Below are 16,928 nucleotides of genomic sequence, written 5' to 3'. Positions count from 1 at the left end.
CTCATGATTTTTTATTCGCTGAAAGAAATCTTGTGGATGATGCTGGCGGCTATTGCCGTCGACCTTGTGATCGGCGATCCGAAGTGGCCGACGCATCCGGTGATCCGCATCGGGAGTCTGATCAGCTTTCTGGAACGGAAGCTGAGGAGGGAGCACGCAACGCGGAAAAACGCGCCAGAATGCGCCGGAGGGGTGCCGGCCGAGACCGGAGCCGAGACCGGGGCTGCCGGTGGCGTGCCGCTGGAGGCCGGCGCATCCGCCGACACGGCTGGACAAGCGGCCTCTCTGTCACCGCGCTCCTTGAAGCGGCGGGGGATTGTCCTGGCCGCAGCCGTCATGCTGGCCGCATTTACCGTCATGACGGCAATAACGGCCGCAGCCGCGGCGATTCACCCGTGGCTGGGATACGCGGTGACGACATGGTTTATTTCGACGACGGTAGCCGTCAAAGGCTTGAAAGATGCCGCACGGCTGGTAGCGGTACCCCTGGCCGCGGGAGATTTGGCCGCCGCTCGCAAATATACGGGCTATATCGTCGGCCGCGACACGAAAAACCTCGACGAAGGCGAGCTGACGCGCGCCGTCGTGGAGACGGTCGCCGAGAACACCGTCGACGGAGTCGTTTCGCCGCTGTTCTACGCCCTCATCGGCGGAGCGCCTCTGGCGATGCTGTACCGGGCGGCGAACACGCTGGACTCCATGGTCGGCTACAAGAACGACCGGTATGTGCATTTCGGCTGGGCCTCCGCGCGGTGGGACGACGTGATGAACTGGATTCCGGCCAGACTGACCGGAATCCTGCTGATTCTGGCCGCGGCCGTACAGCCGCGGATGAGCGCTTTCCGGGCTGGCCGCTCGATAGGCCGTTTCGCCCGGCTTCATCCGAGCCCGAACAGCGGGATTCCGGAGTCGGCGGTCGCGGGTGCGCTCGGCATCGAGCTGGGCGGGCGCAATACATACGGAACCGTGGTCAGCGAGCGCGCACGCATGGGCTGGCCGCTGCGGCCGCGGAACCGCGGAGACATCGACGGCACGGTCCGGCTGCTCTACGGGGCGACGGGCTGGCTGGCAGGAGGGGTCTTATGCGCAATTTGGCTGCTGAATTAAAGCTCTGGCTGTTTGGACTGATAACGGCCGTCCAGTTTCTTACCCGGCTGCCGCTTCCGGTAAGGATCGAGTGGACACCGGCCGTTCTGCGGCGGAGCCTCGCTTTTTACCCGGTGGTCGGCATGATCCTGGGCCTCCTTCTTACCGGCTCCGGCTGGGTGCTGGAGAAGACGCTTCCCCCTCTGCCCGCTGCCGCGCTTCTTCTGTGCCTGTGGATCGGGCTAACGGGAGCGCTGCATCTGGACGGGCTGATGGATACGGCCGACGGGCTGCTCAGCCACCGTTCCAGGGAGCGCATGCTGGAAATTATGAAAGACAGCCGCGTCGGAGCCATGGGCGTCATTGTATGTGTCGCGGTCGTGCTTCTCAAGTGGAGCGTAATGGTGCCGCTGCTGACGGGCGGCGCTCTCACCGGGAGCTGGATTCTGCTGCTTGTTCCGGTCTGGAGCCGGACTTTTATGGCCGCAGCCGTGGCTTTATGGCCGTATGCGCGGAGCGGAGGCGGTCTGGGCGGTTTTTTTGAAGGGGAAAAAAAGCCCTTCGCGCTGCTGGGAGCGGCAATCGCCTTATTTCTGAGCGCCGGAGCGGTCGCGTTTTTCCATGAATCGGGCGGGATGCTTTCGCTCAAGCCTTCTTTGCATGTTTTGGAAGGGGCGGGGCCCGTATGGTGGGGGATTATGCTCCTCATGGTCACCTTTGCGCTTGGAGGAGTCTTGGCGGCCTGGATGGCTAAAAAGCTCGGCGGGCTGACGGGGGACACCTACGGGGCTTTAAATGAGCTGCTGGAAGTTCTGCTGCTTCTTGCCGCCGCTTTCGTGCTGCATTTGACCTAGTTTAGATACGCGGACACCCTCGAAAGGCTTTTTGCCGCAGGGTGAAAAGGAGCGTGCGGAGCAGGCGGGCTCTCCGAAAGGAACCAAAAAAGAGGCGGGATGGATTCGTTAGTCGGACTCCCGGCCTTTTTGTATATAAACGGACAGAAAATGACAAAAAAGTGGGGGGATCACTATGCTGGAGCGATACGGACACGGCGGGGATGTGTGGACGGCGGAGGAAAAGTTCGGGCGCGGTCGGGAACAGTTTCTGGATTTCAGCTCGAACATGAATCCGTTCGGTCCGCCTGGTGCGGTGGAGGAAGTGCTGCGGTCAGGCTGGAAACATATTGTCCGGTATCCGGACCCGGCTGTCCGGGAGCTAACAGGAAAAATTGCCGCCAAATACGGAGTTCCCGCAGAATCCGTGCTGGTGGGCAACGGCGCCGCCGAATTGATCGACCTTATCGTGCGTGTTCTGCAGCCCAAGGTGACGGCGCTTGCACGTCCGTCTTTCAGCGAATACGAGGATGCGGTGCTTAAAACGGGAGGCCGTATCCACGGGATTCCGCTGCGTGCGGAGCACGATTTCCTGCTGCAGCGGGCGGATGCCGAGGAAGCCGTGAAGCGTTCGGATCTGCTGTTTCTGGGACATCCGAACAATCCGACGGGAAGAATCCTTTCCCGGGAGCTGCTGAACGACTTGGCCGGCAGCGGATATCCGCTCATTCTGGACGAGGCGTTCCTCGATTTCGTACCCGACGAAAAAAACGTGACGCTTCTGCGGCTTGCGGCCGAATCCAAGCATGTAGCGGTGATCCGCTCCATGACGAAGTTTTACGCGATCCCGGGGGCCCGGCTCGGCTTCATTGTCGCTCATCCGGATGTGATCGCCCGGATGTCCCGTCTGCAGGTGCCGTGGAGTGTAAATTATTTCGCCCAGCTTATCGGATGCGCCGTCCTGGAGGACGAGGCTTTTCACGCGAAAACCATCCGCTGGCTGCAGGAAGAGAGTCCCTGGCTTGCCGCCAGACTTGCGGGTCTCGGGCTCTCAGTGACACCGAGCGACACCAACTATTTGTTGTGCGCGCTTCCGGAGCACAGCCTAATCGATGTCCGCATCCTTCAAGAAGAGATGGGCAGACGCGGGGTTCTCATCCGGGATGCTTCGCTTTTCGAAGGGCTCGGCACGCGTTATTTCCGTACGGCGGTCAAACTCCGCGGCGATAACGAGCGCATGCTTGCCGCTTTGTCAGACGTGCTGAAAGCGGCTCAAACCGATGAAATTTCCTTTGAAAGGGGCGGCCGATGAACATGAGGAATTCCGTTCATACAGAAGGACGCACAGGTACGGTCCCGACTTACCGTGACCGTGAAGCGGATCAACCGGAGGGCAACGGGAGCGGGACGGACGGAACGCGGGCCAGGACCCTTATGGTACAGGGGACGGCTTCGGATGTCGGCAAAAGCATTTTGACGGCGGCTCTGTGCCGCATTTTCGTGCAGGACGGCCATCGCGTGGCGCCGTTTAAGTCGCAGAATATGTCGCTGAACTCTTACGTGACGCCGGACGGCAAAGAGATCGGGCGGGCTCAGGGGGTCCAGGCCGATGCGTGCCGCATACCGGCTACGACCGATATGAACCCGATTCTGCTGAAGCCGTCTCAGGATATGCGCTCCCAGGTCGTTGTTCACGGCAAGCCTTATCAGGATATGGACGCGAGAGCTTACCGCGAATCGTACCTGCCCCTGGCGGAGAAAGTCGTGTGTGACGCGCTCGAACGGCTGCGTCGGACGGTTGACCTCGTTGTGCTTGAAGGAGCCGGAAGTCCGGCGGAGATCAACCTGAAAGACCGGGATATCGTGAACATGCGGATGGCGAAATGGGCCGACGCTCCCGTGATCCTCGTGGCGGATATCGACCGGGGCGGGGTGTTTGCGTCCATCGTCGGGACGCTGGAGCTTCTGGAGCCGGATGAGCGAGAGCGGGTAAAGGGATTTGTCATCAACAAATTCCGGGGGGACGTCAGCCTGTTGAAGCCGGGATTGGACTGGCTGGAGGAACGGACGGGAAAACCCGTACTCGGCGTCGTCCCTTACTATCCGAAGCTGGGGATTGAAGACGAAGATTCCGCTTCGCTGGATTCCAAAAGAAGGCTGGAACCGGCTCCGGCCGCACAGCAGGACGGTCGGCGGCCCGATGTGCTCGATATCGCGGTCGTCCGGCTGCCCCGGATTTCCAACTTCACGGATATCGATCCGCTGCACGAAGAGCCGGATGTGTCCGTGCGTTACGTCGGCAGCACCGCCGAATGGGGGAATCCGGATATCGTCCTTGTGCCGGGGAGCAAAAATACGATGAGCGACCTTCTTTTCCTGCGGGAAAGCGGCCTGGCCGACAAAATCGTCCGTCACGCGGCCGGTGAAGGCAGGGTTGCCGGGATATGCGGGGGCTACCAGATGCTGGGCGAGGCACTTTCGGACCCGCTCGGAACGGAATCCGATTATAGGGGGGACCGGGAAGGACTCGGCCTTCTGCCGGTGGCGACCGAATTCACGCCGGAGAAAAAAACGGTTCGTGCCGAAGGCAGCTGCGGACTCTTCCGCCAAATGCCGGATCTGCCGGTCGACGGCTATGAAATTCATATGGGCGTGACAAGGATGACGGACGAAACGTCGGAGCGGCCGTTTCGCCTTCGCGCTTCCTTGGCGGGTTCCGGGGATGAAGCCGGTGCGGCGGACGGTTTGCATCCGGAGGGCGCTTCGGCTTTCGAAGGACGGGTCTGGGGAACGTATCTGCACGGCATTCTTCATAATGACGATTTCCGCAGATGCTGGCTGAACGAAGCTCGTCAAAGCAAAGGCTGGGAGCCTCTTTCCGCCGAACTGCGTTTTCGCGAAAAGCGGGAGGAAGCGTTCGACCGGCTCGCGGGTCACGTCCGCAAACATATTGACATGGATCTCTTGTACGACATAGCGGGATTAAGCGCTGAATAAAAACGTCCGGACCAGTTTCCGGAGAGAGCGGATATCGGACCGAATCCATTTGCACTGCCTGTCCGGGGAAGCTATGATAAGAAAAAGAGCCTTTCGGAGCTGATGAAGCGAACGGGCGATGTTGATTTTTTACCCTGAATATAAGAAAGATATTTGGCGTGAACGGGAGGAATACAGGTGAAAATTTATACGAGAACAGGGGACGCCGGCAAAACGGGTGTCATCGGCGGACGTGTCGATAAAGACGACGAACGGGTGGAAGCGTACGGAACGGTAGACGAGCTGAACTGTTATCTGGGGCAGGCGATGAGTTTTATGGACCCGGAGAAGTTTGCCGACCTGCTGGAAGACCTGCTTACGGTCCAGCATGAACTGTTTGACTGCGGCTCGGATTTGGCTCTGCTTAAAACGGAGCTGCGGCCTTTTAAAGTGACGGCGGAGATGGTGGACAATCTGGAGACGTGGATCGATAAATACGATGCAGAGACGCCCGATATTACACGGTTCATTCTGCCGGGGGGAAGCCGGAGTTCCGCTTCGCTTCACATCTGCCGGACGGTATGCCGCCGTGCCGAAAGACGCGTCGTGACGCTGGCCCGCACCCAGGAGATCAACGTGGAGGTACGCCGTTACCTGAACCGCCTGTCGGATCTCTTCTTCACGATTGCCCGCACGGCCAACTTCAGGGAAGGTCAGACGGATGTGGAGTACGTCCGCAGCGGCGAGGTATTCCGCCGGAAAAAATGATAAATTATTACAGTCCTTTAACGTATGTGGTTCCTCCCGATGAGGAGGGTTTCTATCTGAAAACGATTTTGCAGAACCGGATGGGTCTCTCGCGGAAACTGCTCTCCAGACTCAAGCTGACGGAACAGGGGATTACCGTCAACGGCAAGCGCGAATATATCAGCATCAAAGTGAACAGCGGAGATGTGATCGAAATCCGGATGCAGGAGGAAGAGTCGGAGGATATTTTGCCTCAAGACCTTCCGCTTGAAATTTTGTATGAGGACGAGCACCTGCTTATCGTCAATAAAGAGTCCGGGATGATCGTGCATCCGACGCACGGGCATTATTTGAACACGGTGGCCAACGCCGCCGTGCATCACTGGAAAGAGCGGGGGGAAAACGTCCGCTTCCGGCCGGTTCACCGGCTGGACCAGGAAACCTCGGGCGTGCTTGCGATTGCGAAAAATCCGTATGTGCACCAGCAGATTTCGGAGCAGATGATCGCTCACAGCATAACGAAGGAATATCTGGCCATTGTGCACGGTACGGTAGCTGAGGAGCGGGGTACGATCGACGCTCCGATCGACCGCGACCCGGAGCAGCCGCACGTCCGCATCGTGACGCCGTCCGGTTACCGCGCCGTCACGCATTACGAGACGGTGCGGCGCTACGACGGCATCACTCTGGTGCGGCTGATGCTGGAAACCGGGCGGACGCATCAAATCCGCGTCCATATGAAGCACCTCGGGCACCCTCTCCTCGGTGACAAAATGTACGGCCCGGAAGCGGAAGCTCTGGCGGGTGACAGCAGCCTTGCGGAAAGCGCTGAGAAGGGTGTGCGCGGTGCCGCAGCTGACAGTTCTGCGGAAGCAGGTGCACGCGGTACCGCCGGAGAAGGCGTATGCGGTGCCCCTGAGGCAGGCAGTGCTGCCTGCGGTGTCCCGGAGGCGGACGGTGCTGCCGGAGAGCCTGCACGTGCGCCCGCAGGGGACTTCGCCGCCGGTGAGGCCGCGGGAGCGGACTGTGCCGACGGCGTGCCGGGAGCGCCCTCCGCCGCCCCGTCCCCGGCAGTAGACGGCGAGGCGGGCCCGGCGCTCGCCCGGCAGGCGCTGCACGCGTACCGGCTGGGCTTCGTCCACCCGGGCACGCGGGAGCGGGTGGAGTTCACCGCTCCGCTGCCGGCGGACATGCAGGCGGTTCTCGACGCCTGCCGGTAGGCTCTCCGCGGCAAACGGGCTTTGCTGCCTGGTGCGTGTGTAAGCTGCTGCCGGTCGCAGTCCTGCCTGCACCCGGCCGCGCGCCGGCAGGACTATGTCTGCCGGTTACGACATACGGAAGCAGGCGCTCCGCCGCTTATCGCCACCGGCTTCGCCGACCGCCAGCCACGAGCCGCCTGCCCGCATGGCCGCCCGGTGGAACTTTTCCGGCAACTTTGCGTATAAAGCATACGGCAAGCAGGCCGAGATTTTTTTAAAACCAGCCTCCCCGCCGCATCGGCAGCGGAGGTTTTTTTCGGATACGCGAACCGCAAACCGCAACTACCATTGTCCCATGAAAGGAAGTCATTTTATGTCCGTAACGATTTATGAATACAGCAACTGCAGCACGTGCCGCAGCGCCCTGAAATGGCTGCGCGCCAAAGGGCTTGATCCGGTAACCGTTCCGATTATGGAACAGCCGCCGACCGCGGAGGAAATCCGCGTACTTGTCCGCAACAGCGGCCTGGAGCTCAAAAAGTTTTTCAATACCGGTGGAGAAGTATACAGGGAGCTGGGACTGAAAGACAAGCTTGGAAGCATGACGGAGGACGAGCAGCTCGCCCTGCTTGCATCCAACGGCAAATTGCTCAAGCGGCCGATCGTAACGGACGGCAGCCGGGTTACCGTAGGTTTTAAGGAAGCCGACTTCGAGAAGGCGTGGGGGTAACGGAGAAGTCCCGCAGGGACTGTCCGTTTCCGGAAAGGGGTGACTGAATTGCCGGAAAAGCAATCGTCCAAATCATCTAAAAAAAATCCGCTCTGGGTTCTTGGAGCCATCGGGGCTTTTCTGCTGAAATTCGGAAAGTTCGGAAAATTCGGAGCGACGATTATTTCGATCGCGATTACGATCGCCAGTTATGCGATCATTGCTCCGCTGCCGTTCGCTATCGGGCTGGTAGCGATGATTTTTATCCATGAAATCGGTCACGTTCTCGCGGCCAAGAAGAAAGGGCTTCCGGTCACGGCGCCTCTTTTCATTCCGTTTTTGGGTGCGCTGATTACCATGAAGCGTAATCCCAGGGATGCCGTTACGGAAGCATATATCGCTTACGGCGGGCCGCTGCTCGGAACGATCGGGGCTACGGCGGCATTTGCCCTGGGCGTGTACACCGACTCCAACCTGCTGATCTCGATCGCGTATACCGGATTTTTTCTAAACCTGCTCAACCTTCTTCCGATCCATCCGCTGGACGGGGGACGTATCTCGACCGCTGTGACCCGCTGGCTGTGGCTGGTCGGTCTGATCGGCGGACTGGCGATTATCCTTTATCTGAGAAGCTTCCTGTTCCTGATCATCTGGGCTTTGTTCGCCTGGGATTTGTACAAAAAGTTCGTCAAATTCCACGACAAGCCTCAGCTTATGCATTTTCAGCCGCGTTTTGACATGACGGCCCACCATTTGCTGGCGCACGGGTATATGATTCCGGGAGAGGATCACCGGCGCGACCTTGCTTTTACGACTTACTCCGAGCTGAGCGGAGATGAAGCAGGTGTGCAAATGGTGCATACCTCCTGGGACGCGATCGAGTTCGAAACGAAATTCGCCCTGCCCCGGCAGGCATTGGTTCACCGTGTCCAGGTGGTTAAAATCGAACGGGTTACGCGTGAAGACGGCCTGCATCTGGTGCTGCACTTCGATGTCGAACTGGAGCCGTTCGAGAACGATGCCTATTACGAGGTTCCCACGGCTTCACGCTGGAAGTTCGGTGTGGCTTATTTCGCACTCGCCGTGTATCTGCTGGCCATGATGAACTGGGTCCACCGGGTACTGCCCGCGGCCGCTTATTAAACAAGACGATTCAAGGGGGAAACGTTCCGGATGAAAGCATACGGCTCGACAAGATTAGGCAGTCTGGGGTCGGCGATTTTCACCGAGGTCGCCCAGTGGAGAAGGGAGGCGGAGGAACGCGGCGTCGATGTCATCGACCTTGGAATCGGAAGTCCCGACCTTCCGCCTTCTCCGCGTGTCATCGAGGCCCTGGCGGAGGCCGTGAAGAATCCGCAGGCCTACGGCTATCCGGGCTCGGAGGGAACGCCCGAATTCCGCAGGGCGGCCGCGGGCTGGATGCACCGGCGGTTCGGGGTCACGCTCGACCCGCAGCGCGAGGTGCTGGCCCTGATGGGATCGCAGGACGGATTGGCCCATCTGGCGATGGCCCTGTGCAATCCCGGCGATACGGCGCTCGTGCCCGACCCCGGCTATCCCATTTATGCGGCCAGCCTCGTTCTGGCCGGCGTTCAACCCGTTCTGATGCCTTTAAGGGAATCGAACGGGTTTCTTCCGCAGCTGGAGAGCATCCCTCCGGAAACGGCGGAGAAGGCTTCCTTCCTGCTGCTGAGCTATCCCGGTAATCCGATCCCCGAGGCGGCGGACCGGGCCTTTTACGAGAAAGCGCTCGCCTTTGCGGAGCGTTACGATCTTCTGATCGTGCACGACCTGGCATATTCGGAGCTTGCGTATGGCGGCTACAAACCGATGAGCATTCTTGAACTGGAAGGCGCGAAGAAGAGGGCGGTGGAATTTCATTCCTTGTCCAAAAGCTTCAATATGGCCGGCTGCCGGATCGCCTTTCTGGCCGGTAATGCGGAAGCGGTGGATGCTCTGCGCCGGTTGAAGTCCAACATCGACTACGGCGTCTTCCTGCCTGTCCAGCAGGCTGCCGTCATTGCACTGGAGGAGGAGACGTCGTTTCCGTCCTCCATTTCAGCGGTATACGAACGGAGACGGGATGCGCTCGTGGACGGCCTGCGCCGCATCGGCTGGCATGTCCCCCGGCCTAAAGCGACGATGTTCGTCTGGGCGAGGATTCCGAAAGGATGGACTTCCCGACATATTTCTCGGGAAATATTGGAGCGTGCGGGAGTAGCGATGATCCCCGGAGACGCTTTCGGGGCGGAGGGTGAAGGCTATGTCCGCATAGCGCTTGTCCAGCCGGAAGAACGTCTTCGGGAAGCCGTGTCTAGAATCGGCGAAATATGGCAGTCGGTTAGCGAAAGAGAGAGAAATACATAAATTTTCCAAACAACCCGTTTTAAAGAAGGAAAATATGCCAAGAATGAGTAATGTAATAGAGATTCCTCTACGAAACAGGGTTGAAAGGAGTTAATTATGGATTCTATCTTTTCGCTGTCCGAGCTGCTGTCCCAACAGAAGCCTTCTTCCCTTGTGGAAATTCCGGGTGTGCTCGGCCAAACTTTTGGACAAGCGACGCTTTCGACAACTTTGCCTATTAGCAAGCTTTTTTCTATTTACGAGGTGGATCTGGAAGTTCAGCGTGCTATCATTCCGCGCAATCTCAGCAAACTGATGGATTATGTTTCGCTTTATCTGGATAATCATCAGCCGATTTATTTCCCGGGTGTTATTTTCTCCGCAAGAGGGGCCGGAAGCTACGATTCCGAGCAGCGCGTGTTCCAACTGCAGCCGATTGAAAAGTTATATGTCGTCGACGGGCAACACAGGCTGGCGGCCTTCCAGCGTTTGATGGAAACGCTTCAAAGCCAGATGGCGCGCGCCAAAGACCGCAGGGAATACGACCGGATGGAAGTAATCACGGAAAAACTGAGCCGTCTGTACGCATTCCCGGTCTCGACGATGATCTATCTGGACATCGACGCGCGCCAGGAACGCCAGCTGTTCTCGGACATTAACAAGCTTCCGCGCAAAATCGGCGGAAATCTGGCCGTTCTCCGGGATCAGCGCCGCTTCTATCACGTGACCGCCTCGCAGCTCGTAGAGAAGGCTCCGGTGATGCAGCACATCCCGGTCGATATGTTTTCCGAGCGTGGAAAAGCGCCGGAATTCCTGTTCACGTATCACCTTCTGATCGAAATTCTGGTGGCCCTGTTCGAAGGGCGGATGAAGTCCGGCGCCCGCAATAACGGCTACCATTATGAGGAAGAGGAGGTAACGGATCATCTGTCGATCAGTTCCTTCTACTTCCAGCAGCTGCTGAAATATTTGCCGGAGCCGGTAAAGGGCGAGCCCGCCTGGTCGGAAAACATTCAAATCGCGCTTGCGCTCTTCTTCCACGAGGAAGCGACCAAAAGCGCGAAGTTCAACCGTTACGCGCTGGAATACGCAACGAAAATCCTGCCTCACATCGACTGGAACGCGATTTTCAGCGGAGACGAGAAGGACCGGCTTCCGCGCCGTTCGCGGATTATGAAGGCTTATCAATATATCCGCTCGTTCTACCAGGAGCAGCATCTGTTCCTGATCAGCGATAAGGAGGATGTCGGCTGATGGATGGATTATGCCTGCGAATGACGATTCACCCGTTCTGCGAGCGTTTCGGTCTCGCGACTGTGGCCCTTAAAGTGCAGGATCTGCTCAACTATACGATGATTGATGCGATTGTACAGCGCAAGCTGAGCAAGATGCAGCGCCGTAAAATCTCGAATTATCTCCAGGAGCGCGAGCTCGACCAGGTCTTTTTCGGCCCGGTAACGCTGTCGCTTCGCGATGTGAGCCAGCTTACCCGCACGAGCGAGGAGCTGTATCTGAGGCACGGGTCCAAGCTCAGTATTATCGACGGGCAGCACCGGATTCTGGCTCTGGGGTTTGTCAATGAACAGATGCAGAAGGAAGTGAAGCGCACCGAGCGCAAGCTGGCTTCCCTGCGAGTGCGGCACCGCAAAGAAACGGACAACCGGGAGCTGGCCGACGAAATCGCTCAGGTAAGCGGTCTGCTGGAGCAGATGGAAGCCCGGCGGCTGGGGCTGATGGAAAGCGAGCTGGCCGTACAAATTTACATTGGGCTTAACGAGGTGGAAGAGCAGCAGCTTTTCGGGGATATCAACTCGAAGGTGCAGCTGGTGAGCAAAGAGCTCGGGCATTCGTTCGACTCCGTCGATCCGCTTAATCTCGTGATCCAGCAGGTTGTCGACCATAACATGCTCTTGAAAGAGGCCGGCGTGGAGAAGCGCAGCAATTTGACGGCTTTCAACCGGAATTTCACGTGCCTGTCGTGGATGTATTCGACGGCGGTCATGCTCTTTTCGGGCAAAATGCAGTCGTCTTACGAGCTGCAGCGCAAAATCCGCAAGGAAACGGCCACGTACGTGGAAATTTTACACCAGTTCTATAACACGATTCTGCCGATGATGCCGGAGCAACCCGGGCTTGTCCAGGTCACTTCCGCCAACCGGGTTATGCAGGAAAGCATTGCGCTGTATGCCAACCAGTTTTTGTTCCGTGACGGAGTGTACAACCCGGAATGGACGTCTTGCCTGCGGATTCTCGAAGGCTTCGACTGGACGCACGGCAATGAGGAGCTGGTCTATATTTTCGGCTCGCTCGATAACGGCAAATTAAATCTCATTCATGAGAAATCTCTGCGCAAACACGGCAAGCTCGTGGGCTTTTTCCTGGAAGGCATCGAGCCGGACGGATTAAAATCGGCTTCGCTGGCTTAATCGAACAAACGAACAACCGGATTGGAAGACGTCTGCCCGAACGGGGCGATGTTCCAAGATCCGGTTTTTTTGTATGCTTGCGGACGGAGGCCGGTACAGAAGGCGCGGCGTCGTCAGGGGGCGCGGAGGCGCCGAAGGTAAATGTGTTTGCCAACCAAGGGACCGTTCCTCCATAATAGGAAGAAATACGCTGGATTTTACAAAGCTGTAAAGGAGTGAACGCATGCAAATCGGGGAAACGATGCCTAAGGAGGCGAATGTTCGGCACGCTATGTTCGCTTTGGCGCTGGCGGCAGCCGTTCTCATCCGCTTTCTCGTGGCTCCGAATGTTTTTGGCTACGAAGCCGATGTGCGCACGTTTATGGCGTGGGCGGATCGAGCGTTTACGGTCGGGTTCGGAAATCTTTATACCGATCCGGGCTATTTTCTGGATTACCCGCCGGGGTATATGTATATCCTGTACCTTATCGGCGCCGCCCATCATCTGTTCGGGATCGAATGGGGAACGGGACTGTCTCTGGTCCTGCTGAAAACACCTCCAATGCTGGCGGACCTGCTGGCTTCGGTTCTTCTGTACCGGCTGGCTCTGCGTTCCGTAAATGTACGGCAGGCCGCCGTGCTGGCTTCGCTGTATATGCTGAATCCGGCGGTATGGATCAATTCGGCGGCCTGGGGCCAGGTGGATTCGCTGTTTATGCTTTTCGTTCTTCTGTCCCTGCTGCGCGTGGAGGACAAAAAGTTCCCGGCAGCGGCCGTTTACCTGGGACTGGCGGTTCTGCTTAAACCGCAGGGCCTGCTGTTCGGTCCGTTCTTCCTGCTGGCTCTGCTCTGGCGGGTTCGGCAGAAAGGATTCGGGCGGGAGCTTGCGGTCAGCGCAGCCGCCGGAGCGGCTGCCTTCCTGCTGCCGGCCCTGCCTTTCGCCTGGAAGATGGAGCCGCTTTGGCTGCCCAAGCTGTACTTCGGCACGCTGGCTTCCTATCCGTACGCTTCGCTGAATGCCTTCAACCTGCTGGCGCTGCTCGGCGGCAATTTCGAGTCTGTTGACGGCCGCCTTTTCTCTTTGACCTACGGGGCTTGGGGAACGCTGTTGTTTGCGCTGTCGCTCCTGTTCGTTCTGGTGTTCTTTGCCAAAAACATGGGCAGGAAGGGCGCGGGCCTGTACGCGGGGTTCCTGTTTGCCGCAAGCGCGTTTATGCTGATGACCAAAATGCACGAACGGTATTTATTCTACGGGCTGCTCCTGCTGCTGGCCGCATATTTGCGGTCGAAGGACCGCAGGCTGCTTGTGCTGTTCGCCGGTTTTTCCGTGACGCATTTCGCGAATGTGGGCTATGTGCTCTGGAAAAGCGCGAAGGGGGTGTTCCACATCCCCAAACACGATCCGGTTCTCCTCCTGGTGTCCCTGCTGAACGTGATTCTGTTCGTGATGGCGTGGCAGGCTGCGCGCACATGGGCGAAGAAATCCGCCGGAGCGGACACCCGGCCCCAAGGCAGCGCCGACGCCGGGAAGGGTCTCTTTGCCGGCGTAATGAACCGTGGTTCCGTCGTGTGGGACCGGGACGGAGCCGTGGCCGCCAGACAGCCGCTTCTGACGAAGAAGGACGGCTGGCTGATGGGCGGAATCACCGTGGTCTACGCGGTGATCGCGCTGGTCAACCTGGGGTCGTTCGACGCGCCCCAGACGTTCTGGAAGCCCACGAGTCAGACGGAGGCCGTCGTCGCCGATCTCGGCGCGACGAAGCACCTGACGCGCATCCAAGATTTTGCCGGCGCCGGAGAAGGCGAATTCCGGTTTGAATTCTCCTTGGACGGCGTCACCTGGAATGAGCCGATCGACGTGAAATCGGATTATACCAAGGTATTTACCTGGAATGTCGTGAAGACGGAACGGGATGCCCGGTATGTGAAGATCACGCCGCTCGCTACCGGGTTCGCCCTGCATGAGGCGGCCTTCTTCGACGGAACGTCCGACACGCCTCTGCCGGTCAGCGTTCTGCCGGGAGACGATACGCAAAATTCCGGGGAACACCAGAAAGTATTCGATGAGCAGGCGGTCGTACCGCCCGCTCCCGGTTATAAAGACGGCACTTATTTCGATGAGATCTATCACGCCCGGACGGCTTACGAGCATCTGCACCGGATCGAGCCTTATGAGAGCACGCATCCGCCTCTGGGCAAAATTCTGATCTCGGCGGGTATCGCCCTGTTCGGAATGAACCCGTTCGGCTGGCGCATTGTCGGCACGCTGTTCGGCGTCGCGATGCTGCCGCTCATGTATGTGATGGCGAAGCGCTTGTTCGGCCGGACGGAGTATGCGGCGATGGCGACGTTCCTGTTCGCCGTCGATTTTATGCACTTTGCCCAAACGCGGATTTCTACCATCGACGTGTACGGCGTATTTTTTATCATGCTGATGTTTGCCTTCATGTACCGATATACGACGCTGAGCTTCTATGACGTACCGCTTCGCAAAACGCTGCTTCCGCTCGGGCTGGCTGGCGTCACGTTCGGCATCGGCGCCGCCTCCAAGTGGATTGTGATCTACGGCGGGGCGGGTCTTGCCGTGCTGCTCGCCCTGTCGCTCTGGGAGCGGTTCGGCGAGTACAGGCAGGCGCGCCGCAGTCTTGCCGAGTGGAGCCGTGAGGCATCCACGGCGGAGGGGCCGGATACGGTATGGAGCGGGGGAGGACCGGCGGGAGCAGCCGAGGCGTCAGGCGTATCCGCCGTTTCCGGTGAAACCGGACAGCCGCGGATTCCGGGCGTATTCGAGCGGTTCCATACCGGGGAGAGCAGCGACGAGGACCGGGAACGGTGGCGGCATATCGTTCGTAAATTCCCGCGGAATACGGTGTACACTCTGCTTTTCTGCGTGGTCTTCTATGTACTTATTCCGGCCGCCATTTATGCGGCGTCCTATATTCCGTTTATGCTGGTGCCGGGTCCGGGTCACGGACTTGCCGATGTGGTCACGTACCAGCAGCATATGTACAGTTATCACAGCGGGTTGGTCGCGACCCATCCGTTCTCTTCAAGCTGGTGGGAATGGCCCCTGATGCTCAGGCCGATCTGGTACTACAAAGGGGAGTTCGTTCCGCCGGGCAGCATGTCGAGCATCGTATCCTTCGGGAATCCGCTCGTCTGGTGGCCTGGGCTTATCTGCGTCCTGCTTGCCCTGTGGGCCGCCGTTAAAACGAAAAACAAGCCGCTCCGGTTCTTGCTGATTGCGTACGCATCCCAGTATCTGCCCTGGATGCTTGTACCGAGGCTGACATTTATTTACCATTATTTCGCCATGGTTCCGTTTATGATTCTGATGACTACCTTCTTCCTCCGGCATCTTATTGAGACCAGGCCGAAGCTGAAACGGTGGATTTACGTGTATATGGCCGGCGCAGCCGTGCTGTTCGCCGTATTTTATCCCCTGCTTTCGGGTCTTGTCGTGGATGATTCGTACACCGGATGGCTGCGCTGGCTGCCGGGCTGGAACTTTTTCTAAAGACATGGAAACAATTGTTCACTCTATCAGCCGTTTCTTGTAAAGGAAGGCTTGCCCCCGTGTGATATAATAGAGGGGAAGAATCAGGGTTCGGCCCATGATGGGAGAGATATTTGTGACACAGACCAGACCTTCAGTCCTGCTGGTAGACGGAATGGCCCTGCTGTTCCGGGCTTACTACGCATCGGCTGTGACCGGATATATTAAACGGACGAGCGCGGGAGTGCCGACGAATGCCGTGTACGGCTTCGTGCGGTATTTCTGGGACGCGGTCCAGACCTTTTCGCCGACGCATGTCATCGTATGCTGGGACATGGGTGCCAAAACGTTCCGTTCCGAGCAGTTCACGGATTACAAGGCTAACCGGGCCGCAGCGCCCGAAGACCTGATTCCCCAATTTGACCTCGTCAAAGAAGTGGTGGACAGTTTCGGAGTGCCGAATGTAGGGATGAGCGGCTATGAAGCGGACGACTGCATCGGAACGCTGGCGCATGCGTACAAAGATTCGGCGGATGTGTTCATCCTGACCGGGGACCACGATCTGCTTCAGCTCGTGGACGACAGCGTAAGCGTCGTTATTATGAAAAAAGGCCACGGCAACTACGCCGTTTACACGCCGGACCTGCTGCTGGAGGAGCGGAATCTGTCAGCGGCCCAGATCATTGATCTGAAAGGGCTGATGGGCGACACCAGCGACAACTATCCGGGCGTAAAAGGCATCGGAGAGAAAACGGCGCTGAAGCTTATTCAGCAGTACGGCACCATCGAAGGGATTCTCGAGAATCTGTCCGAGCTTCCGAAAGGGGTGCGGGCGAAGATCGAGGCGCAGCTCGATATGCTTCATCTGTCCAGGGAGCTGGCGACGATTTTCCTCAAGGTTCCGGTCGCCTGCGCGCTGGAAGAGTGCTGCTGGGCCATCGATCACGAGCGGGTGCTCACGAAGTTCGAGGAACTGGAGTTCAAGGGATTGGCCAAACTAGTCGGTCAGCCGGCTTTTTTGTAGGGGAAATGACAAAACGGAAGAGAGACGCTCGGGCTTAAGCAGCCCGGCGGATCTCTTCCGTTTTTTTTCGCTGCGGATTGATTACGCGGGCCAACAATCGATCCTGC

Annotated in this window: 13 protein-coding genes; all 13 read left to right on the top strand. The window is 58.3% G+C overall.

The genetic code is table 11. The features are described from left to right. Nucleotides 1-3 precede the first annotated feature (3 nt). Nucleotides 4-1,107: an adenosylcobinamide-phosphate synthase CbiB gene (cbiB, locus tag AC2TF6_RS23555; protein ID WP_491308753.1), complete on the top strand. Its 1,104-nt coding sequence runs from the start codon at nt 4-6 to the stop codon at nt 1,105-1,107. Continuing rightward, nucleotides 1,083-1,940, top strand: coding sequence for an adenosylcobinamide-GDP ribazoletransferase (gene cobS, locus AC2TF6_RS23550; RefSeq protein ID WP_491308752.1), 858 nt, complete (start codon nt 1,083-1,085; stop codon nt 1,938-1,940). The genes cbiB and cobS overlap by 25 nt, the downstream gene beginning before the upstream one ends. A 175-nt stretch (nt 1,941-2,115) precedes the next feature. After that, a complete protein-coding gene (gene cobD, locus AC2TF6_RS23545) occupies nt 2,116-3,231 on the top strand; it encodes a threonine-phosphate decarboxylase CobD (protein WP_491308751.1) in 1,116 nt (371 codons plus the stop codon). A gap of 2 nt (nt 3,232-3,233) precedes the next feature. Then, nucleotides 3,234-4,916 (top strand): cobyric acid synthase, encoded by a 1,683-nt coding sequence (locus AC2TF6_RS23540; RefSeq protein WP_491308750.1) that lies wholly within the window; start codon nt 3,234-3,236, stop codon nt 4,914-4,916. Nucleotides 4,917-5,093: 177 nt separating this feature from the next. Further along, nucleotides 5,094-5,663 (top strand): cob(I)yrinic acid a,c-diamide adenosyltransferase, encoded by a 570-nt coding sequence (locus tag AC2TF6_RS23535; protein ID WP_491308749.1) that lies wholly within the window; start codon nt 5,094-5,096, stop codon nt 5,661-5,663. Further along, entirely contained in the window at nt 5,660-6,862 is a 1,203-nt protein-coding gene (locus tag AC2TF6_RS23530; protein ID WP_491308748.1) for an RluA family pseudouridine synthase, read from the top strand. Before AC2TF6_RS23535 ends, AC2TF6_RS23530 begins: the two co-directional genes overlap by 4 nt. Before the next feature lie 352 nt (nt 6,863-7,214). After that, complete coding sequence (locus tag AC2TF6_RS23525; protein WP_491308747.1) at nt 7,215-7,571, top strand: arsenate reductase family protein; 357 nt, start codon at nt 7,215-7,217, stop codon at nt 7,569-7,571. A 48-nt stretch (nt 7,572-7,619) separates the two neighbouring features. Then, nucleotides 7,620-8,693: a site-2 protease family protein gene (locus AC2TF6_RS23520; protein ID WP_491308746.1), complete on the top strand. Its 1,074-nt coding sequence runs from the start codon at nt 7,620-7,622 to the stop codon at nt 8,691-8,693. 30 nt (nt 8,694-8,723) lie between these two features. Continuing rightward, the gene (locus tag AC2TF6_RS23515; RefSeq protein WP_491308745.1) at nt 8,724-9,917 is read left to right on the top strand and encodes an aminotransferase class I/II-fold pyridoxal phosphate-dependent enzyme; all 1,194 of its coding nucleotides are present in this window, start codon (nt 8,724-8,726) and stop codon (nt 9,915-9,917) included. Nucleotides 9,918-10,013: 96 nt separating this feature from the next. Next, nucleotides 10,014-11,150 (top strand): DNA sulfur modification protein DndB, encoded by a 1,137-nt coding sequence (locus tag AC2TF6_RS23510; RefSeq protein ID WP_009676067.1) that lies wholly within the window; start codon nt 10,014-10,016, stop codon nt 11,148-11,150. Beyond that, nucleotides 11,150-12,322 (top strand): DNA sulfur modification protein DndB, encoded by a 1,173-nt coding sequence (locus tag AC2TF6_RS23505; RefSeq protein WP_491308744.1) that lies wholly within the window; start codon nt 11,150-11,152, stop codon nt 12,320-12,322. The genes AC2TF6_RS23510 and AC2TF6_RS23505 overlap by 1 nt, the downstream gene beginning before the upstream one ends. Before the next feature lie 223 nt (nt 12,323-12,545). Then, a complete protein-coding gene (locus tag AC2TF6_RS23500) occupies nt 12,546-15,818 on the top strand; it encodes a glycosyltransferase family 39 protein (RefSeq protein WP_491308743.1) in 3,273 nt (1,090 codons plus the stop codon). 97 nt (nt 15,819-15,915) lie between these two features. After that, a complete protein-coding gene (locus AC2TF6_RS23495) occupies nt 15,916-16,821 on the top strand; it encodes a 5'-3' exonuclease (RefSeq protein ID WP_016423859.1) in 906 nt (301 codons plus the stop codon). Nucleotides 16,822-16,928 lie beyond the last annotated feature (107 nt).

Source organism: Paenibacillus sp. JNUCC 35 (assembly GCF_058269095.1).
The sequence above is the reverse complement of the archived record's forward strand: the minus strand, read 5'-3'. Positions and strand labels throughout refer to the sequence as shown.

Coding starts and splice junctions, on each gene's coding strand:
- cbiB (WP_491308753.1), top strand. CDS start 4: ATGATTTTTTATTCGCTGAAAGAAATCTTGTGGATGATGCTGGCGGCT.
- cobS (WP_491308752.1), top strand. CDS start 1,083: ATGCGCAATTTGGCTGCTGAATTAAAGCTCTGGCTGTTTGGACTGATA.
- cobD (WP_491308751.1), top strand. CDS start 2,116: ATGCTGGAGCGATACGGACACGGCGGGGATGTGTGGACGGCGGAGGAA.
- AC2TF6_RS23540 (WP_491308750.1), top strand. CDS start 3,234: ATGAGGAATTCCGTTCATACAGAAGGACGCACAGGTACGGTCCCGACT.
- AC2TF6_RS23530 (WP_491308748.1), top strand. CDS start 5,660: ATGATAAATTATTACAGTCCTTTAACGTATGTGGTTCCTCCCGATGAG.
- AC2TF6_RS23525 (WP_491308747.1), top strand. CDS start 7,215: ATGTCCGTAACGATTTATGAATACAGCAACTGCAGCACGTGCCGCAGC.
- AC2TF6_RS23515 (WP_491308745.1), top strand. CDS start 8,724: ATGAAAGCATACGGCTCGACAAGATTAGGCAGTCTGGGGTCGGCGATT.
- AC2TF6_RS23510 (WP_009676067.1), top strand. CDS start 10,014: ATGGATTCTATCTTTTCGCTGTCCGAGCTGCTGTCCCAACAGAAGCCT.
- AC2TF6_RS23505 (WP_491308744.1), top strand. CDS start 11,150: ATGGATGGATTATGCCTGCGAATGACGATTCACCCGTTCTGCGAGCGT.
- AC2TF6_RS23500 (WP_491308743.1), top strand. CDS start 12,546: ATGCAAATCGGGGAAACGATGCCTAAGGAGGCGAATGTTCGGCACGCT.
- AC2TF6_RS23495 (WP_016423859.1), top strand. CDS start 15,916: ATGATGGGAGAGATATTTGTGACACAGACCAGACCTTCAGTCCTGCTG.